The sequence below is a fragment of the Clostridium weizhouense genome (assembly GCF_019431045.1).
GTDB classification, from domain to species: Bacteria; Bacillota; Clostridia; order Clostridiales; family Clostridiaceae; genus Clostridium; species Clostridium weizhouense.
Genome location: NZ_JAHXPT010000009.1, coordinates 19,252 through 39,608, shown reverse-complemented (window position 1 = coordinate 39,608; position 20,357 = coordinate 19,252). Strand labels below are relative to the sequence as shown.

General features: G+C 25.0%; 19 protein-coding genes. 4 read left to right on the top strand and 15 right to left on the bottom strand.

What is annotated here, in order from left to right; genetic code table 11:
* The first annotated feature begins 677 nt into the window (after nt 1-677).
* On the top strand, nt 678-2,243 hold the full coding sequence (locus tag KYD98_RS11555) for a MutS-related protein (protein ID WP_219780196.1): 1,566 nt from the start codon (nt 678-680) through the stop codon (nt 2,241-2,243).
* A gap of 38 nt (nt 2,244-2,281) precedes the next feature.
* Nucleotides 2,282-3,751: a glycosyltransferase family 39 protein gene (locus tag KYD98_RS11550; RefSeq protein WP_219780195.1), complete on the top strand. Its 1,470-nt coding sequence runs from the start codon at nt 2,282-2,284 to the stop codon at nt 3,749-3,751.
* Nucleotides 3,752-4,071: 320 nt separating this feature from the next.
* On the opposite strand, the gene KYD98_RS11545 is transcribed toward KYD98_RS11550, so the two are convergent.
* The 9 genes from KYD98_RS11545 to KYD98_RS11505 all read right to left on the bottom strand — a co-directional run bounded on the left by KYD98_RS11545 (nt 4,072) and on the right by KYD98_RS11505 (nt 12,169).
* Complete coding sequence (locus tag KYD98_RS11545; RefSeq protein WP_219780194.1) at nt 4,072-5,634, bottom strand: P-loop NTPase family protein; 1,563 nt, start codon at nt 5,632-5,634, stop codon at nt 4,072-4,074.
* Nucleotides 5,635-6,006: 372 nt separating this feature from the next.
* The gene (locus tag KYD98_RS11540) at nt 6,007-6,348 is read right to left on the bottom strand and encodes a zinc ribbon domain-containing protein YjdM (protein WP_219780193.1); all 342 of its coding nucleotides are present in this window, start codon (nt 6,346-6,348) and stop codon (nt 6,007-6,009) included.
* 93 nt (nt 6,349-6,441) lie between these two features.
* Nucleotides 6,442-7,911 (bottom strand): MFS transporter, encoded by a 1,470-nt coding sequence (locus KYD98_RS11535; protein ID WP_219780192.1) that lies wholly within the window; start codon nt 7,909-7,911, stop codon nt 6,442-6,444.
* A 267-nt stretch (nt 7,912-8,178) separates the two neighbouring features.
* Entirely contained in the window at nt 8,179-8,772 is a 594-nt protein-coding gene (locus KYD98_RS11530) for a DedA family protein (RefSeq protein WP_219780191.1), read from the bottom strand.
* Entirely contained in the window at nt 8,769-9,131 is a 363-nt protein-coding gene (locus tag KYD98_RS11525) for a hypothetical protein (RefSeq protein ID WP_219780190.1), read from the bottom strand. The genes KYD98_RS11530 and KYD98_RS11525 overlap by 4 nt, the downstream gene beginning before the upstream one ends.
* A gap of 188 nt (nt 9,132-9,319) precedes the next feature.
* Nucleotides 9,320-9,952, bottom strand: a complete 633-nt coding sequence (locus KYD98_RS11520; protein WP_219780189.1) for a VC0807 family protein — start codon at nt 9,950-9,952, stop codon at nt 9,320-9,322.
* A gap of 12 nt (nt 9,953-9,964) precedes the next feature.
* Entirely contained in the window at nt 9,965-10,669 is a 705-nt protein-coding gene (locus KYD98_RS11515; RefSeq protein WP_219780188.1) for a flavodoxin family protein, read from the bottom strand.
* Nucleotides 10,670-10,758: 89 nt separating this feature from the next.
* Nucleotides 10,759-11,316 carry a PadR family transcriptional regulator gene (locus KYD98_RS11510; protein WP_219780187.1) on the bottom strand — a complete coding sequence of 186 codons (558 nt, stop codon included), beginning with the start codon at nt 11,314-11,316 and terminating at the stop codon, nt 10,759-10,761.
* 181 nt (nt 11,317-11,497) lie between these two features.
* Nucleotides 11,498-12,169 (bottom strand): Hsp20/alpha crystallin family protein, encoded by a 672-nt coding sequence (locus KYD98_RS11505; protein ID WP_219780186.1) that lies wholly within the window; start codon nt 12,167-12,169, stop codon nt 11,498-11,500.
* Nucleotides 12,170-12,398: 229 nt separating this feature from the next.
* Between KYD98_RS11505 and KYD98_RS11500 the strand changes: the two genes are divergently transcribed.
* Both KYD98_RS11500 and KYD98_RS11495 read left to right on the top strand, forming a co-directional pair.
* Nucleotides 12,399-13,355: an SDH family Clp fold serine proteinase gene (locus KYD98_RS11500; RefSeq protein WP_219780185.1), complete on the top strand. Its 957-nt coding sequence runs from the start codon at nt 12,399-12,401 to the stop codon at nt 13,353-13,355.
* Between the two features lies 1 nt (nt 13,356).
* Entirely contained in the window at nt 13,357-13,521 is a 165-nt protein-coding gene (locus KYD98_RS11495) for a hypothetical protein (protein ID WP_219780184.1), read from the top strand.
* A gap of 180 nt (nt 13,522-13,701) precedes the next feature.
* Here the strand turns inward: KYD98_RS11495 and KYD98_RS11490 are convergent, their stop codons facing one another.
* The 6 genes from KYD98_RS11490 to uvsE all read right to left on the bottom strand — a co-directional run bounded on the left by KYD98_RS11490 (nt 13,702) and on the right by uvsE (nt 20,090).
* Nucleotides 13,702-14,517 (bottom strand): hypothetical protein, encoded by an 816-nt coding sequence (locus tag KYD98_RS11490; RefSeq protein ID WP_219780183.1) that lies wholly within the window; start codon nt 14,515-14,517, stop codon nt 13,702-13,704.
* Complete coding sequence (locus tag KYD98_RS11485) at nt 14,517-15,089, bottom strand: RNA polymerase sigma factor (RefSeq protein ID WP_219780182.1); 573 nt, start codon at nt 15,087-15,089, stop codon at nt 14,517-14,519. Before KYD98_RS11485 ends, KYD98_RS11490 begins: the two co-directional genes overlap by 1 nt.
* Before the next feature lie 398 nt (nt 15,090-15,487).
* The gene (locus tag KYD98_RS11480) at nt 15,488-17,008 is read right to left on the bottom strand and encodes a GxxExxY protein (RefSeq protein ID WP_258049784.1); all 1,521 of its coding nucleotides are present in this window, start codon (nt 17,006-17,008) and stop codon (nt 15,488-15,490) included.
* Between the two features lie 267 nt (nt 17,009-17,275).
* Nucleotides 17,276-18,082: a YitT family protein gene (locus KYD98_RS11475; RefSeq protein WP_219780181.1), complete on the bottom strand. Its 807-nt coding sequence runs from the start codon at nt 18,080-18,082 to the stop codon at nt 17,276-17,278.
* Nucleotides 18,083-18,214: 132 nt separating this feature from the next.
* Nucleotides 18,215-19,183: a YbgA family protein gene (locus KYD98_RS11470; RefSeq protein ID WP_219780180.1), complete on the bottom strand. Its 969-nt coding sequence runs from the start codon at nt 19,181-19,183 to the stop codon at nt 18,215-18,217.
* Nucleotides 19,184-19,196: 13 nt separating this feature from the next.
* A complete protein-coding gene (uvsE, locus tag KYD98_RS11465) occupies nt 19,197-20,090 on the bottom strand; it encodes a UV DNA damage repair endonuclease UvsE (protein ID WP_219780179.1) in 894 nt (297 codons plus the stop codon).
* Nucleotides 20,091-20,357 lie beyond the last annotated feature (267 nt).

Below are 20,357 nucleotides of genomic sequence, written 5' to 3'. Positions count from 1 at the left end.
AAACCTCCATCCACACTATTTTTTATAAGCTATGTTTCAACAAAAGTGGCTGCGCCACGTTTTAATGAACAATTGACAGTTGATAATGGACAGTTTTAGTTAAAAGCCCCTTTTCAATTGACGATTGACAGTTGACAATTCACAATTGTGGTTGAAAGCCTTCGGCTTTCTTTAATATATATTTTTTTAGAAATCACAGCGTGATTTCATCCTAAATTGTCAATCGTGCATTATCCATTGTCAATTCAAAACTATCTCTCATCTAAAGCATAAATGGGTGTTTTGTAAAAATTCAAATTGTCTTTTAAACATAGCATTTAGTATTATTATAAACTATTTTCATTTTACTTAATATATATGTTCTAATTAAGTTATTACAATTTATAATCTTTTGTGAAATCTTTACAATCCTATTCGATCTAATTTGCAATAACTTTTCCTTCCCAAAATATACTTTTTATGTTAATCGTATTATAATAGATATATAATACCAAAAGCATATTTACTAAAATAAAGTTTCTTTATTTAATTCTAGAATGATTGTTATTATATTATGCACATGAAACTAGGCTAGAAAATGGACTTTTTATTTTTTAATTGTGCCTTATTAAATCTATACGTAATTAAAAATAGAAGGTTATGTTTTAAAACATAGCCAAATAGAAAAGAGTGATTTTATGTTTCTTGATGTCAGCAAAGACTTTATTAAAAAAGATCTTAATTCAACAAAATATAGGAAAAGAAATATTAACAAAATAAACACATTATTTAAACTAACTGAAAAAAATGATTTTACTATTGATGATCAGACTTGGGATGATTTGATGATGAATGAAGTATTTTATGAATTAGATAGGACTTATTCAACAGAAGGGGAAGCTGCTTTATATAAAATGCTTAGAAATCCAATAATGGATGAAGAAAAATTAAAAGAAAGAGGAAAGTTAATAGATCTATTTAAAGAAAATTTAGATTTAACAGTAAATTTAAGAAAAACCTTTTACAATATGATTTATGATAGTAAAAATAGATTACTAGATATGATAAATGACTTAATTCCTGTAAGTAAGTTAAAATCCTTTTTTTATGGCATTGTAGGTATTATACCTATATTATTAATATTGGCTGCTATTATATTTAAAGAACCTAAAATAATGATTGCTGTACTAGTAGATATATTTATAAATATGTATATACATAATAAAGAAGAAAGTACCATAAATGCTATAGGACTTATCTATTTAAGAGATTTGATAAATACATCAAAAAAATTATCCTCTATTAAAAATGATGAAATTAAATTATATACTACTAAAATGAAAACTTTATTAAATGAATTAAGCGTTTTAGATAAATCTACCTACTTACTTAAAGTACTTAATTCTTTTGGTGGACTTTTACAGATGTTTTCTATTCCTTTTCTTATAGAAGAAAGTGTATTTTATAGAATGAGTATAAAATTAGTTGGTAAGAAAAATAAAATATTAGAATTATATTATTTAGTTGGAGAACTTGATGCTTTAATTTCAATCTCGCTTTATCAAAATGATAATAAAGAAAAATGCTGCACACCACAGTTTATTAAAGAAAATTCATTAAAAATAACAGATGGAATACATCCTCTTCTTAAAAATCCAGTTGCAAACTCACTTGAAATTTTTAAGAAAGGAATTGTTTTGACTGGGACAAACATGTCTGGTAAGTCTACATTTTTAAGAATGATAAGCACCAATATACTTTTAGCACAGACTTTTAATTTTGCTTTAGCACATGAATATAAAGGATGTTTCTTAAATATAATCTCATCAATAAGTCCAAAGGATGATATTACTAGTGGAAAAAGCTACTACTTAGCAGAAGCTGAATCTATCTTAAGAATAATAAAAGGATCAGAAAAAGAAATCCCTGTTTTTTGTCCAATAGATGAAATATTCAGGGGAACAAATCCTGCTGAAAGAATATCTTCCTCAGCAGAGATACTTAATTATATCAATAAAAGAAATGCCATTTGTATTGTTGCTACCCATGATAGAGAACTTTCAGATATTCTTAAAGAAAATTATGATTTCTATTATTTTAGTGAAGATGTAGATAATAAAAATGGATTAAAGTTTGATTATAAGCTAAAAAAAGGCATATCTAAAACAAGAAATGCAATTAAACTTTTAGATTATATAGGATATCCAAAAGAAATTATACAAAAGTCTTATAGAAGAGTAGAAAGAATGGAAAATTTCATTTAAAGATAAATAAAATATATTCTATTTAAGGAGATAACCCTATGATAAAGAACCTGTTTAATAATTTTTTAAGAAAGCTTATGATTGGAATATTTATTTTTTCTATTATAAGTTCTATATTAGTTAATTTTATTATAAATTTTGCTGTATATATTGAAATTCCAAAAGGTATGAAGCTTGTAGCAAATATTTTTTCTATGTTAATAATAATATTACTGCTAAGTATAATTTATTATAAAAGAAATAAGATAATAAATTGGTTACAAAAACTACTAGATACTAAAAATTTAATAATTTTTATATTGCTTATTAGTTTTATAATTAGAATTTTGTGGATAAGCTTAACTAAAACTATACCTGTTTCTGATTTTGCAATTATGTATAACTCTAGTAAAGATGTTTTTAATGGAAATTTTAGTTGTTTTCATGGATTTAATTATTTCGCTAGATTTACTCATGATACTATTCCAGTATTATATTATTCTTTATTTTTTAATTTTAATGATAATCCAATTTTTTTAATTAAACTTTTTAATGTACTTTTTTCAACTGTATCAGTTTTTATTATGTATTGTATTGTAAAAGAATTATTTGGTTATAAAAGTGCAATTGTATCATCAATGCTTTTTTCGTTATTTCCACCATTTATAATGTATAACTCTCAAGCATTGTCAGAAAACATAGCAATACCATTCTACTTGCTTAGTATATATTTTTTTATAAAATATATAAAAAATACAACTAAATGTAGATGGATTATTTTTAGTGGACTAGCTCTTTCATTTGGAAACCTATTTAGAATGGTAGGAATTATTTTCTTAATAGCATACTTAATGTATTTACTTATTTATAAAGGATTTAAAAGTTCTATAAAACCAATTTTAATTACTGTTATTATGTTTATATTACCCATGTATATTATAAGTTCTGTACTTCTTAATAACAAAATAACAGAATCACATTTATGGAAACCTAAAGAAACAGTTTTAACTAGTGTTTTAAAAGGTACGAATTTAAATTCCTTTGGATTTTGGAATGAAGAAGATTCTAATATTCCAATCAAATATAATTATGACAATGACAAGATAAAAAAAGAAAGTATAAAACTAATTGAACAAAGATTGCTACATTCACCTATAAAAAACGTAGCAGCTTTGTATATTGGAAAACTGTCAGGTGAGGTTGGTGTTAGTGATTTTGGTGCTTTTCAATTTACAGTAATAAGTAGTGACCAAACACTAGGAATTAGAGTATTACGATATTTTGAATTTACCTTCTTAACCTTAATAACCCTATTTTATATATTTCTACTTTACTTTGGTATTATTGGTCTAAGAAAAAATAAAACTTTATTAACTGAATTAAATTTATTTTTAATACTTTCATTAGGATTTACTTCATTCTATTTGATTTCTGAAGTTCAACCTCGATATTCTTTTATTAGTTGTTGGACATTAATTATTTTTGCTGTAGCAGGATTAAAAGCTAAAAGATCTACTAAAAAAATTTAATATATATGTTCTAATTAGGTTAATACATTTATAATCTTTTATATAATTTTTATAGAAAATTATATCTTTAATTAATAATATCTAGTTAGAAGCATATATATCATAAATTTTCTATATAATTTCCTTACTATACTGGTGAGTCATAATATTTATAAATATTCTAAGATTTATATTAATGAACAAACTTTATTGGAACTTATATACTTAATTATTTTACTCTAAAAATAAAATTATCTACATCACGCTTCAATAGATAATTTTTTAAAATAGCTGTTATAAAACTAATTCATTTAGTCTTATAACAGCTTTTAATCTATATTTTAAACATAAACTTCAAATATATCTTTATTTTGAATATTTAATCTATCTTCCTTAAATTCTTTGTTTTTATTAAAATTAAATATAACCAAGTATCCTTTGTCTAATCCATGAATATCTAAATAGTTACAAAGTTGATTAAGCCCATCTTCATGATACTTTTGTCCTCTCCATATTTTCATTTCAATTATATATTTAAAATTATTATATGTTATTACTACATCTAATCTTTTTTCTTCTGAAACTTGTACTTCCTTAAAATCAAATCCTGTTCCATTGATTATAGGTTTTATAAACGCTAAAAATAATAGTCTTCCATGATGTTCTATAAATTGTTGATCTTTAGATGAATATTGTTCTTTCATAAACTGCTGAAATCTTTTAAGAATTTTTTCTATATTAAGTTCTCCATTTGGTTCTATAAATTCACCTTTAAAATTATATCCATCCATTTTACTATAAGTGTTTTCTAGTTTTGAAACCATGTAATTATATATTCTTTCACCAAATATTTTATTAGACATAGCTACTTTTCCATCTCTATTTTTAAAGTAACCATAGGTTATTCCAATTTCTATAAGAGGATTATCATTATTAAATCCTTTTTCAATACCTCTAATAATAATATCTTCTATATAACTATATAATTCTTTGTTATTCTCTAAATTTTTAATAAGAGTATCAAACAAAGTATTTTTTTCTTCTAAAATCATCTTAACAGCTTTTTTAATATCCTCTTTACTCCATGCTTCTTTTATATCCTTTTTAATCTTTTCATCTATAATCTGGCAAAGTCTACTTACTAAAAAAGGATATCCTTCTGTAAAAAAATAAATTTCTTGACTTATAGATTTTTTGTCCATATCTATATTATTTTCTCTACTATACTGCTCTATCATTGTAGAAATTTCTTTTGGTGAAAAACTCATATCTACATTAAAATCCACAGCTATATTCCAAGGTGAATTATATTTTGCTTCATCTTCTGGACGCAATTTTAACTTTAATGATTTCACATCATGAAGTCCTGTTAATATAACAGATTTAAATGTATAATCTCTTTCCATTTCCCTATCTAAATATTTATTTCTAAGCATTCCTATAAAACTTAAAAATAATTGATTATTAGAACTTTTATCAACTTCATCAATAAATAAAACAACTTCTTTTTTTGAATCTCTAACAAATCTAGTTATTACCTTAGATAAATCCTTTATGCTTTTTGTATTATTGCCTAAAAAATCTAATCTTTTACTTTCATCTTCATCTATAAATTCTATATTTTCACTTAATAGTTCAATAAAAGTCTTTGAAAAATATTCTTCTGTTTCAAATACACTATCACCAATACCTTCAAAGCTAATACTTATTATTAAATATTCATCACTTAATAATTTTTTTAGTTCACTTAAAGTTGTTGTTTTTCCATATTGTCTAGGTTTATTTATAGTAAAATAGAATTCATTATCTATAAGTTCTCTTATTTCTTTAAGTTTATTTGTAATATCTACCATATAGTGTTTTCTAGGTACACAAACCCCAGTGGTATTAAACCTCTTTTTCATAGAATAAAACCTCCATCCACACTATTTTTTATAGGCTATACTTTAAACCAATCTTAATATTATAGTATACGACTAAATGAAATTAAAATTTATTTTCTATAATATTAAAATACACTTAAAACATAGCATTTTAGTATTATTATAAACTATTTTCATTTTACTTAATACATCTGTTCTAATTAAGTTATTACATTTATAATGTTTTATATAATTTTTATAGAAAATTATATCTTTATGCATATGAAATAAAATAATATACAAAATAAATAATACAAAATTCCTATAGAAGAGTATACAGAATGGAAATTTTCATTTAAAAGTGACATACTAAAAAAACTCATACCTTAATAATTTTAGGCATGAGCTTTTAATTTATGCTTTTTTAACAAATTCAGATTTTAGTTGCATAGCACCAAAACCATCAATTTTACAATCAATATTATGATCTCCATCAACTAAACGTATATTCTTTACTTTTGTACCTTTTTTAATAGGTGATGAACATCCTTTTACTTTAAGATCTTTGATTACTGTTACAGAATCACCATCATTTAAAATGTTTCCATTTGAATCTTTTACAACAAGTTCATCATCATTACCTGCATTTTGTGATTCTAAATTCCATTCATGAGCACATTCTGGGCAGATAAAAAGATTTCCGTCTTCGTAAGTATATTCTGAATTACATTTTGGACAATTTGGTAAATTAACCATTAATTCATTTCCTCCATTCGTTAGTGTTAGGCTTATATATTATCATAGTCTTATTATATTAACAAACTATTATACATAATCACATATTCTTTCCTATATAGATTGTTCAGTAATTTTAGGTTCGTTGTTCTTTTTAATATTTCTTACCTCTAATTTATCAATTAAAGATATAATAAATCCTATAATACATCCTATTGCAGCAAGAGCATATACCCATTTCATACCATATATAAATATATCTCCTCTACCTTCTACATAACCTAATACTCTATACCCTATTTTATAACTCATTCTGTTATACAATACAGTAGTTGAAAATGAAACTCCAAAAACAAATCCTAAATTTCTAATAAGAGCATTTAATCCTCCAGCTATTCCAAGCTTACTTTTTTCAACTGAAGACATAACTAAAGTATTATTAGGTGATTGGAAAATCCCATTACCTAAAGCTACTATAGATAGAGAAATTATTATTATTAAAAATGATGAATGTTCATTTAAAATTGTCATAGTAAATAAACCTATCGCACTTATCATAAGACCTGTTAAAGTAAGTATTTTACTTCCTATTTTATCTGCTAAATATCCACTTAATGGGGCTATAACAGTTAAAACTATAGGATAACCCATCATGATAAATCCAGTTGTACCTGGTGATAATTCCAATACATCTTGAAGGTAAAAAGGTTGTATTATATTTATACAACTGATTCCTACAAATGATAAAAATGCACAAAATACATTAATAGAAAAAACTCTATTTTTAAATATTGATAAATCTACAAGTGGATCTTCTATTTTTAATTCCAATACAATAAATATAATAAAACTAACTAGAGCTATTATAAATGATAAAATTACTGTTATATGATTGTAACCAATCTTTTGCCCTGTAAGTAGTCCTTGAAATAATGAAACTATACATATAAGAAAAAGTATAGCTCCCTTATAATCTAAAGTTTGCTTTGTATTTAAATTTATTTTATCCTTAGGTAAATATTTCATAGCTGCTATAAATGCTAGTGTTCCTATTGGAACGTTTATTAAAAATATGTACTCCCAGCTTACTATTGATATTATTAATCCCCCTAAAGGTGGTCCAAGTAAAGTTCCAAGTGCTACGAAAGTTCCAGAGATTCCAAGTGCTCTTCCTCTTTCATTCTTTGGAAATGTATGTGTTATAATTCCTTGACTTGTTGACATAGTCATAGCTGCACCTATTCCTTGAACTATTCTTGAAAATGTTAAGAAATTAAGTGTAGTTGATATTCCACACAATAAAGAACCTAAAACAAATATTATAAATCCGTATTTAAATACACTTGTTTTTCCTTTTATATCTCCTAATCTTCCAAATATAAGTATAGTTGCAGAAATTACTATAAGATATGTTGTAACTATTTGTTGTATACCAGCCATAGTTGTTGAAAGATCCTTTGCCATAACAGGTAATGCTACATTTATTATGCTACTATCAAGACATGCCATAAATGGTGACATAACTACTATCGCAAGAATTATCCAGTTATTTCGGCTTATATTATTTTTTTCAGTTTTAGTCATACTTAAATTTATATCCCCTTCCGTATTCTATTCTTTAGTTTATATAAGTTCCAATAAAGTTTATTCATTAATAAAATCTTATAAAGATATTATTTCCACTAGAAATTATAACATAATATCTCCTTAGAATTTTTTAATATTATTATTTATTTTATTAACACTATTAAAATTCGTAGTGTTACTTATAGATAAAATATCAAAAAAATAGTAGCCCCACACGCAATTTGGAAGCTACTAATTTTTTTATTTATAAAACTTGACTTATTTTTATTTTTCTTTAAGTATTTTTATAAAAAAGTATAAAATAATTATTAATATAATTATATAAACAAAAATTCTACTTATTTGAGTTATTATTGGAATTATATTTTCCCATGAATCTCCAAACCAATATCCTAATCCCAAATACATGCAAGCCCAAAATAGTTCTCCTAAAGCTGCAAAAACAGCAAAGTGAGATAATTTATATTCTGTAATGCCTGCTGCTGCATTTATAAACGGCCCCATTGGTGATATTAAAAATCTAGTATAAAAAACTGCTCCCTTACCATGCTTTTCTAAATATTTATGTCCTTTTAATATTTTAGGTTTAACATAAATTCTAAGCTTAGGATACTTATTTAATATCTTATGTCCTATCAAATTCCATAACATATAAGCTATTACATCACCAATACATAAAAAAATCCAAACTTCTATAAAAAGAATAAATATATTAAACTCACCAGCATAAGCAAAAGCTCCAGAAGCAATTACTAACAAAGTTCCTCCTGTTGGGATTCCTATACACTGAATCAAAAGTAAAACACCCAAAAGCCAAACATTATATATCCTTAAATATTCTATTATAACTTGATTCATACTTTTTTCCCTTTTTTATTTTCATATGGTCCTATAATCTTAGATAAATTATTTTTCATTGTTTCAAGTGATATATTATATTTTTGAGATAAATTTTTAATAGGTATATTTTCATCTCCTGGTTCTGGAACAATTTCAAAAGTCTTAAAAATTTCTTCTTCACTTATGTCATACTTTTTAGATAATTTTTTAACTGTAATCCATTTATAAGTACTCATTTCACCCAAATGTCTACTTTCTTTAGTAGGAATCCTAACATTTTTAACATCCTTATGCAATCCTACAGAGGTTTTAAGTATAAATAAAATAATTGTAATAATTAACATAAATAAAACACTTAATATTACCTTTTTTTTCATCCCTATCACCTCACTTAATATTTGTATATTATTATATATTAAAATATTTAGATAATAAATATACTTATTTATTAAAAAATCATTAATTATAAGATTTGTCTATGTTTTAAAAATAATAAAAGTCATAATCACGATTTCATAGTAGTTAGAACTTTTATTATATTTATAAAATATAACATCATATCCTTTTAATATACATGTTTATTTTTCCAATACCATTTAGGTAACAAAATTGAAAATGCTATAAGTAATGGAGAAGAAATATTGCTATATAAAGTACTTATTGCATAATATGAACTCATAGATACAGAGTATAACAATATAGTTCTTAAAACAGCTTGACTTATATTTAAAAATCCCCATGCTACAGTAAGTATTCTCCAAACTGATTTATACTCTGGTTGCTTCTTAAATTCTTCAGAAACATTTTTTAAATAACTTTGCTCTACTATTACTTGAATTAATGATCTTTTAAATAATAATGATCCGAAAAAAATTAAAGCATATAAGATATCTTGTATTATTGGAGATATTAAATAAAAATTTGGATTTTTAGAAACAATTGTACCTACAAGTCCAATTCCAGAGAAGATAGCACTCATCGATGCAAGTGCATTAATTCTATGTTCTTTAATAAAATTTATTACAACTACTCCTATACTCCAAACTCCAGATAATATTATTCCAGTAAAAGTCATCTGTAATTTATCAAAAATTGAAAATATTATAATAGGAATAATTGCACTTACAACAAACTCTTTATTTAATATATTTTTTAATACTGAATTATTTTTATTTAAATTACCAATTGATTTTTCCATTACTTTTTCCCCCTAATATTTTGCATGTTCATTTGCAGCTTTTACATAAACATCTGGATCAATAATATTTTTATCAAGTATTTCTTGAGTTTCAGATTTTATATACCCATCATTTATTACTTCTTTTCCAGCACTTTTTAATGCTTCAAAAAATGGACTATACATTTTTCTTAATATATCATTAGTATTAACACTATTAAGAACTCCACCTTGTGAACATAAAATAGTGCCTGCCAGATTCCCTTTTGTTAGCACTTTAAAAGTTTCTAATAATCCTGAAAAATTATAAGCACCAGGAAATCCTGAATTTGAAATTAGTACAGTCTTAAGAGAAGTTTTTCTTTTAAATCTCCTTGGATGAGAGTACCCTTCATCAACTTTGACAATTTCTTTATTATTTAACGGAAGCATTCTATCCATAAAATCCTTCATAAGCCCAGTAACAGTATAATAATATAAAGGAGTAGCATAAACTATTATATCTGCTTCAGATATTTTGTTAAGTAATTCCTCCATATCATCTTTATGAATACACCTTCCTGGAGTTTTTGTCCAACAAGTAAAACATCCACTACAATGTTTTATATTTTTATCTTTAAGATATACTATTTCTGTTTCTGCACCGGCTTCTTCACATCCATTAAGAAAAGACTTTAAAAGAACCTGTGTATTCCCTTTTTCCCCTCTCGGACTTCCATTTATAGCTAAAACCTTCATTTCAAATCTCTCCCTTTTATTATTAGCTATGTTTTAAAATAGTGTTAATATTGTAGTATAAACATTCACTTAAAACATAGTGTAATACTTTATAAATCTTTTATTTCTTCTAAAGCATTTAATGTTTCTTCACACCATTTTATTTTTGCTTCCTCATCATGCTTTCCAAAATTAATGGTACTAAGCCATAATATTAAATTCTTTTTATCTATATCATTTTTACCCTTAATCAAATTCTCAACTTCTGAATATTTTTTAAGATTTTCTTCTGAATCTTCCTTTAACTTTTGAATCTTTTCAATAACATTTTTTACTGGTATATCTTTTGATAAAAATATTTTTAACAAAAGTTCTGATCTAATAGGTTCTTGCTCTACCGGAAGAGTGATCCATTTTTCTAATTCTTCTCTACCTTTTTCAGTAATAGAATATATATTTTTTGATGGTCTTCCTTCTGTTTGTTCAACCTTTTTTGTTATTAAAAATTCTTCTTCCATTTTTTTAAGTACAGGATATATATGTCCATAATTTTCATTCCAAAAATGACCTATAGAATAATCACAAAACTTTTTTATATCATAACCTGAACCTGACATTAGACTTAGTACTCCTAAAAGAGCATATCTAGTTTTATTTACCTTTGCCAATTTAACTTCACCTCTATTATATATATCACTATGATATATATAATATATCACTGTGATATATATATGTCAATATTTTCTTTATTTTGAATAATATATTTATAAACATGAAAATAGTAGTACCTAAATTTAATTAGAGCACTACTATTTTTATATTTACTATATAATATTTTTACTTTATTAATTATTTAATATTAGACGAATCATTTGATAATGTAGGTCTAGTTCTATTCATTTTTTCTGTTTTTGGTAATCTTATTTCAAGCATACCACTTTGTAATGAAGCATCGCAAGCTTCAGCTCTTACAGTTGTTGAAAGTGGAATTATTCTTCTTAAAGCAATTCCATCATTTCCATTCCATACTGAACCTGAAATAGTAACAGAATCTTCTGAAACATTTAATGAAATATCATCCATAATTCCATTTGATACATATGCTGATATTACTATATCATTTGATGTTTCTGATATATCTACAGTAGGTTGTAATGATTGACCTTGAGTAAATCTTCTTACATAGTTTAACTGACAATTTTGATTAGAAAATTGATTTCCATATTGATTACCATGATGATACATTCCACTATTAGATTGATTATAGTTTGAAGCAGAAATAGTAGGATACATTTCTTGTGATTGTTGCCATTGATTTGTTAATTGACCATTTCCCCAATTACCACAATTATTTCCCCAATTACCAGAAGCTAAAGTTTGATTATTAAAGGCATTAATTGAACTTCCACCTTCTCCTCTAATACCATAAGATACAGTTGTTCCTCCAAAGGAAATATTTGAACTTATTGGTGATAAGTGCATTTTTGATACTGAATTGTTTAAATTTGTATTTACTTTCATTGTAATTCCTCCTCTAAAAAAAAATCAATTTTAAATTACTCAATTATTTTGTTCTAAGAAGAAAAATATATACTTTAAAATTTTATGTTATATTATGTTAAAAATTTATACTTAAATTAAAACTAAGTACTTTATAAATAAATCACATTAGAACATATATAATTTATTTTTTTTTGTATAAACTAATTAAGTATTTCAAAAGAGAACATAAAAAGAAAGTGGTGAACGTATGGATAATAATAGAAAATCTCTTATAAAAGAGATTTCAGAGATAAGAAACTCAAAAGTAATTTGCTACATTTGTGGTGATAGAAAAAATGTAAGTATAAGAATTGCACCTGATATTATTCCAATATTTTATAATCAATTAAAAAATATTGATAAAAATGATAAAATTGATTTAATTTTATATACAAAAGGTGGTGATGTTCTAACAGCTTTAAGGTTAGTAGAACTTATTTATGAGTTTACTGATAACTTTTCAGTTATTGTCCCTTATAAAGCATACAGTTCAGGAACACTTATATGTCTTGGTGCTTCAGAAATAGTTATGGGAAAAATGTCTGAATTAAGTCCAGTTGATCCTAATATAATCACGCCTTTTAATACTAAGGATAATGATTTACAGAATCAACTCCCTATTAATGTTGAAGATGTCTACTCATTTATATCTTTAGCAAAAGATATAGTTGGTATTAAAACAGATGAATCCTTAATGAATATGTTTATGAAATTAACTCAATATGTTCATCCTCTTGCTGCTGGAAGCGTGTATAGAACTCATGCACTTATACGTTCTATAGCAAAAAAACTTTTATTAATACATATGGATTATAAAGATGAATATAAAATAAATGAAATTGTAAATATTCTTACTGAAAGATTGCCTTCTCATAACTATATGATTACACGAAAAGAAGCAAAAGAAGATATTAAACTTCCTGTAACCTATTGTGATGATGCATTTGAAAAAAAAATTTGGGATTTATATAAAACATATGAAAATGATTTTATGCTAAATACTCCATTTGTAGCTGAAAACTGTGCTGATAATAATGGTGATTTTTCTGTTTATTCAGGAATAATTGAAACACTGAATGAATCCAATGCTTATATTTTTGAAGGAAATGTTGAAAGAATGAATATGAATATTAATATTATCAATCAAGGTTGGAGGCGTATATAAAATGGAAAATAATTACAATTTAAAGACTTATAACAATTATTATAAGAGTACAAAAAAATCTGGATGTGTTTCTATGAGATATAATTTCAAAGATGATGAAGATCAAACAATTATTGTAGTAGATAATATAAATGAAATAAGTGGTAATTATATCAATACTAAATAGTAAAAATGATTGTCTAAATGTCATATAAGTTAAAGACAATCATTTTTGTATTATTATCTTTATTTAACTATATTTTTAAATAGAGTTGATATTCTAGTACATACTACAATATCAACTCAATATTTAATTAGGCACATTAAAATAAATAACAAGTCAGTATGCTAGTCTATTTTTTAAAATTTATTTATCTATAACATTTTGAGCCATTTTTATCATTTGATCTTTATCAACATCATTATATTCCATATTAAAAATTGAATATTGAATACCATTTTGATACCAATAAACAGATTGACTATCAGACTCACGAATTTCATCACTACCATAGCCTATATTTAACTTTCCTTCTTCCATTAATTTTATCTCTTCTTCTGCCTTTACATAACCTTCTGGAACAAATTTATTATGCATACTATGGTAATATATTTTAACACCTTTATATTCTGTCATGTTATCTTTAAACATTTCTATATTCTGATCAAACTCTTTTTCATCTATAGCTTGAGCGTTCATAGATAAACTTTGACCTTTTTGAGCTCCTGCTTTTTTATAATCAAACTCTGCTGATTTTAGTTTTCTAACTTCATTTCCATTATCATCCGTTTCTGCTTCATTACAAACATTAAATGACTCAAATTTAAACCCATTTTCAAATGAATCTACATATTTAGGTGAAAATCCTACTGTATCTTTTACCTTATCCTCTGTAGGAAAGTTCTTAATTTCAGTAGCTCTAGAAGTACTTGAAATCCAATGTCTACCATTTGTTGCTGCAACACAACTTACTGTTGTTGCTATACATAAAAGTCCTGCTACTATTATTGTTTTACCCTTTAAAAATCTAAATTTCATATCTAAAAATCCTCCCTTTTTCTCTTTTAAAATTTCACCTCTAATTTTAAAAAACATATTTTCTGGAGTTGAAATCTCTTCTGCTTTATTATTTAAACATTCAGTAATTTTTCTATCTATATCCTCATTAAATTTTCTTCTCATTAAGATTCACACCCCTTTATCTTTTCATATCTAGTATCTTCATTATTTAATAGACTTGCCTTTAATTTTTTTCTTGCACTATGAAGTCTTGATTTTACTGTACCTTCAAAACACCCCATAACTTTTGCAATTTCTTTTACAGACAATTCATTAAAATAAAAAAGTACTATAACGGTTCTTTGTTTTAAATCTAAATGCTCAATTTCAGCATGAAGTGTTTCTGCCTCCTGATCTTTTATATACATATTTATTGATTTTTCAATGCTGTTATTGTCAGCTTTTTCAAAAATATTTTCTAATGGTAATGCTTTTTTATCCTTACCTGCATGTTTCCATGCAATTCTTGTAAGTATTTTAAAGAACCACGATTTAAACTGATCTACATTTCTTAAACTCTTTGCACTTAAATAACATTTTATAAATGTCTCTTGCACAATATCCTCACTTGTAAATTTATTACCTGTAATAAGATATGAGTATTTAAATGCCTGATCTTTATATATTTCAAATATTTCCCCCAAAGCATTCATGTCACCAGCCTGGATTTTTTTAACAATCTTTGCTTCATTCACTGGTAATATCTCCTTTCCTAAATAATCCCTTTTAAGATGCATCTATATATAAGAGCCTTCAAGTCTATAAATGGTTCATTTTTCATATAAAATAATTTTAACCAACAAAAAGCATGTTTCAATTGACAGTTGACAATTGCAGTTGAAAACCACGGGCTTTATTTAATATATATTTTTTTAGAAATCACAGAGTGATTTCATCCTACATTGTCAATTGTCCATTGTCCATTGTCAATTCAAAAATATATCCTTCACCTTAGATTTTATCACTCTTTAAGTCTTCAAAAATTCTATAATTTCCTGGTCTATACATCAAAAAAAATAGTAGCTTCACTTTTAATCGTGAAACTACTATTTCTTTTAATGCAGATACTGGGCTATTATTTTTTTGAATGTGGCTAAACAATAACTTCAAATATAGTTTTATCATCTAAACAATATTCACTATGAGTGTATTTTTTATTTTCATTAAAGTTAAATATCAATAAATATCCTTTATTTAAACCTTCTATTTCAAGATAATTTTTTAATTGATTTAAACCTTTTTTATGTGCAACTTCTCCATGCCAAATTTTTGTTTCTATAATATACTTACATTTATTATATTGAATAACAATATCTAATCTTCTTTCCTCAGAAATCTGAACTTCTTTATAATCAAAGCCTACTCCATTAATTATTGGTTTTATAAATGATAAAAATAAAAGAACGCCTTGCCTTTCTAAAAACTCCTTATCTTTAGAACTATAATTTTCTTTCATAAATTGTTGAAATCTTAATAATACATTCTCCATATCAAGCGTATTATCTTCATTTATAAAATTATCTTTAAAATTATATCTAGACATTGTTCTAGTATCTGTTTTTGATATCATATAATTGTAAATAACTTCTTTAAGAATCTGATTTGATACAATAGTATTGTTATTTTCATCTTTTATTAAATATCCAAACATATGCCCTAAATCTATAGTGGGATTGTTTATATTGTATGTTATTTGTAAACCACTAACTAAAATATTATACAAGTACTCATATAAATTCGAATTATTTTCAAGATTTTTAATTAAATCATCAAATAATGTATTTTTATCTTCTAATAATAATTTTACTGCTCTTTGTATATCAAATGGTGTCCATTCCCTTTTATCTTCTGCTAATAAAATCTCATCTACTATTTGGCATATTCTTGATACTAAAAATGGATATCCTGATGTAAATTTATATATCTCCTTGCTAAGAAGTTCTATATTTAATGTTAATGCATTTTCATCAGCATATTCTCTTAACATAGTTCCTATTTCTATCTCACTAAAACTCATGTCTATATTAAAATTAACTGCTATATTCCACGGTGAATTATATCTTATTTCAGAATTATCTCTAACCTTTAACTTTAAGTTTTTAATATCATACACACCTGCTAATATAACTGATTTAAAAGTTGTAGCAAGATCCTGCTCTCTACTTAAATATAAAGATCTAAGCATACCAAGAAAACTTAAAAATAATTTATTACTAGAATTTTTATCAACTTCATCTATAATAAGTATAATTTCATTGTCTTTTGTCAAATCCATTATTCTATTTGAAAGCTCCGTTAATGTTGATGCTTTTCTTATATCTATATTAGTGAATCTAGACATATAATCTACAAAAGTTTCACAAAATCTCTCTTCACTTGCAAAATCTTCTCCTATAAGTTCAAAATCCATTCTTATTACGCTGTATTTACTATTTAATCTCTTATATAATTCATTCAATGTTGTTGTTTTTCCAAACTGTCTTGGCCTATTTATAACAAAATAAAATTCTTCCTCTACAAGTTTTTCTATTTCATCTATCTTCTTTGATATATCTACCATGTAATGCTTTCTAGGGATACACACCCCTGTTGTATTAAACCTTTTCCTCACCATCTCACTTCCCCTCTTAAAATTTCGCTATATTTTAAGACAATTATAACACAAGCCAATGTTCCCTTTAATATCATTAGCTTCTTTATTACTATATAACCATCTTATGTTTAATTCTTTCTTGAAAAAACAGCTTTATTATTCTCTTAATCTATTATTAGCTAATTTACTATTAAATAGTTAATAAATATAAAAAGTTACAAAAATAAATGCTTTTATAACAACTTTATTTTTGTATGCAACTTCTCCATGCCAAATTTAAAATTATCTCTAATGTATAGCTTTCTTTCCATATCTTTTTCCTGTGCCTTCAACACTTGTGATTGTAATTAAGGCATCTTCATCAAAACCGTGTACAATATTTTTTAATTTTGCTATTTCAAGTCTTGATAAAACAACATATATTACATTTGTTTTATTACCACTATAAGCACCTTTTCCATCAAAAAAGGTAACTCCTCTTCCTAGCCTTGCCATTATAGCTTCAGAAATATCTTTGCTTTTTTCAGAAACAACAATTACTGCTTTTGATTCATCAAGACCTTGAACAGTAATATCTATTGTTTTAAAGGCTATAAAATAAGCTATTAAAGAATACATTGCTCTATCCCATCCAAATATAAAAGCAGAACTTCCTAATATAAATAGATTAAAGAACATAACTATTTCACCAATAGAAAATGCACTTTTTTTATCTAATATTATCGCTACAATTTCAGTTCCATCTAGCGAACCACCATTTCTTATAATTAATCCAACCCCTACACCAAGTGTTATACCACCAAATATAGTAGCAAGTAATATATCTTGTGTTATACTTGGAACAGAGTGAAATAAACTTACACAAATTGATAAACATATTACTGAAAATATAGTTGATAAGGCAAATGTCTTTCCTATTTGTTTATAACCTATAATAACAAAAGGTAAATTAAATATAAATATAAATATTCCCAATTCAGCTTTTGTTAAATAACTTGCCATTATCGATATTCCTGTCATTCCACCATCAATTATATTATTAGGTATTAAAAATATTTCAAGTCCTACTGATGCTAAAAGTGCACCTAATGCCATAAAAAAAATCCTATTAATATAAATTAAAATATTATTATGCTTTTTTATAATGAATCATCTCCTTTATTTTTAATATATATGTTCTAATTAAGTTACTAGATTTTTATCTTTGTATATAATTTGTATATAAATTTATATTCCTTTTCCAGAATCAGTTACTTCAACTAATTCTATAGGAAATGCTTGAAATATCTTTTGACTTAAAAGATACTTATTATCAAATCTTATAACCCAAGAATTTATTATTGTCAAAGGCAAAGAAAATGGTACCTTTTTCTGTCTATATCTTTCTAAATTATCTAAAAAAAATGCTTTTTCTTTTGTAGTTAAATCCTTAGAAAAATATCCAAAAAGATGTAATAACATATTTATATTTCTCATTGTACTTGGAGATACAGATAATGCCTTTGATAAAAGTTCCTTATATTCTGTCAGCGATTTTTCTATATTTTCTTTATCAGTATTTGAAACTATCCTTCCTAATTGCTTTTGTTTTAAGGGACTATAGGCCATTAATAAATATTTATACTCACTTTGAAATTTTATAAGTTCATTGATAGATTTACATTCTTCAACTTGTTTAAAATTAAACATAGCAAATAATCTAGTTAAGAAATGTTCTCTTATGTTAAAATTAGTTAATCTTCCATCATCCTCTATTGGTATACTATTAACTCTATTAATTAGCTTTTCTGCAAAAATCCCATTAGTTTTTTTAGAAATTTTAGCTGACTTACCAAAACTCTTATAAATTTTAACATCATTTATTCCACATGAAGGTGATTTACTCTTTAATATAGCACCATCAATTTTCAATGATAATAATTTATCAATAAATTCATCTGAAAATTTATTCATTTTTTCTGTTAAATCACTTCCTGTTTTAGAAAAAACTAATGAATATCCATAATCACTTTCAATTAATCTTAAAGCTTCTCTAGGAGTTGGCAAACCAATATCCATTTCTGGACATACTGTAATTATATTTACATAAGGTTTTAACCTATCTATAAATGTATTCTTTTTCGCAGTACCATCATAGCGACAAGCTTCCTCTAAACATCTACTTAATAATATAGTTGGCTTATTTTTATCTATCATAAATATCTTCCTCCTATAAATAGTTTATTAATCTTAAAGCAGCATTATCTTTTTCCTTAGCCTCTACCATTAAATCAATCTCAATATCTTGAATTAATGAAATAAATGATTTAATATCTTCTTCTAATATATAATCACCATGACTTTTATCATAAAAACCTGTTTTCCCGCTACTAATATGCATCTTAGGAATAATTCCTGTATTCTTCCATGTATCTTTTATAATCTTTATATCATCATTTGTTATCTCTCTTTTTTTATTACAACGATGATGATGCACATCTAAAACTATTGGGATAGAAGTCTTTTTACTTATAAATAATACATCATCTATATTAAATGAAACATCATCATTTTCTAACCTTAACATCTCTTTAATGCCTTTTGATAACTCCTTGTATACCTCTATAAATCTATCAATAGCACTAGTTTTATCTCCATAAACTCCCCCAGTATGGATAATAATATCATTCCCACCAAGAAGATTTAATATTTCATAATGATGATTTAAATAATTTATACTGTTTTCAACAACACTTGTTTTAGTACTGTTTAGGACTGTAAATTGATCTGGATGCATCGAAAGTCTAATATCATTTTTTTGTACGATATTCTTTATTTCATACATTATATTTAATAATTCTTTATCTTGTTTCCATCTCCACTCAAAATCTTTTAATATATCAGGATGCTCTACTAAAGGTAATAGATTGCTAGTAACTCTATACATAAATATTCCATTATCAATATTCCACCTTAATATATCTTTAATTAACTCCAAATTATTAACTATCTTATCTCTTAAATAATCTATTCCATATTTGTATACAGAATTAAGCCTACATTGCTGAAAATTTCTTGGCTTTAAATTATTATTTATACAAGCATAACCAATTCTTTTAATCACTTTTATCACCCTCAATAAAATTTAATTATATTTAGGCACATTCAAAAAATAATATACCAGTATTCTAGTCTATTTTGTGTGATACTGCGTCAGTAAATTTAGCTAATAGCTGTTATTAAGTAAGTTTACTTCCTTGTCTGACACAAAATATACAACTCCTCTTTGATCTATTATTTTATTTCATGTGCCTTAATCTAAACTTAATTGTTATTTTAACCTTTAAATAGTATTATAACCATAGAGGTAAATTTAAATGAAGAATTTAAA

Coding starts and splice junctions, on each gene's coding strand:
- KYD98_RS11555 (WP_219780196.1), top strand. CDS start 678: ATGTTTCTTGATGTCAGCAAAGACTTTATTAAAAAAGATCTTAATTCA.
- KYD98_RS11550 (WP_219780195.1), top strand. CDS start 2,282: ATGATAAAGAACCTGTTTAATAATTTTTTAAGAAAGCTTATGATTGGA.
- KYD98_RS11545 (WP_219780194.1), bottom strand. CDS start 5,634: ATGAAAAAGAGGTTTAATACCACTGGGGTTTGTGTACCTAGAAAACAC.
- KYD98_RS11540 (WP_219780193.1), bottom strand. CDS start 6,348: ATGGTTAATTTACCAAATTGTCCAAAATGTAATTCAGAATATACTTAC.
- KYD98_RS11535 (WP_219780192.1), bottom strand. CDS start 7,911: ATGACTAAAACTGAAAAAAATAATATAAGCCGAAATAACTGGATAATT.
- KYD98_RS11530 (WP_219780191.1), bottom strand. CDS start 8,772: ATGAATCAAGTTATAATAGAATATTTAAGGATATATAATGTTTGGCTT.
- KYD98_RS11525 (WP_219780190.1), bottom strand. CDS start 9,131: ATGAAAAAAAAGGTAATATTAAGTGTTTTATTTATGTTAATTATTACA.
- KYD98_RS11520 (WP_219780189.1), bottom strand. CDS start 9,952: ATGGAAAAATCAATTGGTAATTTAAATAAAAATAATTCAGTATTAAAA.
- KYD98_RS11515 (WP_219780188.1), bottom strand. CDS start 10,669: ATGAAGGTTTTAGCTATAAATGGAAGTCCGAGAGGGGAAAAAGGGAAT.
- KYD98_RS11505 (WP_219780186.1), bottom strand. CDS start 12,169: ATGAAAGTAAATACAAATTTAAACAATTCAGTATCAAAAATGCACTTA.
- KYD98_RS11500 (WP_219780185.1), top strand. CDS start 12,399: ATGGATAATAATAGAAAATCTCTTATAAAAGAGATTTCAGAGATAAGA.
- KYD98_RS11495 (WP_219780184.1), top strand. CDS start 13,357: ATGGAAAATAATTACAATTTAAAGACTTATAACAATTATTATAAGAGT.
- KYD98_RS11490 (WP_219780183.1), bottom strand. CDS start 14,517: ATGAGAAGAAAATTTAATGAGGATATAGATAGAAAAATTACTGAATGT.
- KYD98_RS11480 (WP_258049784.1), bottom strand. CDS start 17,008: ATGGTGAGGAAAAGGTTTAATACAACAGGGGTGTGTATCCCTAGAAAG.
- KYD98_RS11475 (WP_219780181.1), bottom strand. CDS start 18,082: ATGGCATTAGGTGCACTTTTAGCATCAGTAGGACTTGAAATATTTTTA.
- KYD98_RS11470 (WP_219780180.1), bottom strand. CDS start 19,183: ATGATAGATAAAAATAAGCCAACTATATTATTAAGTAGATGTTTAGAG.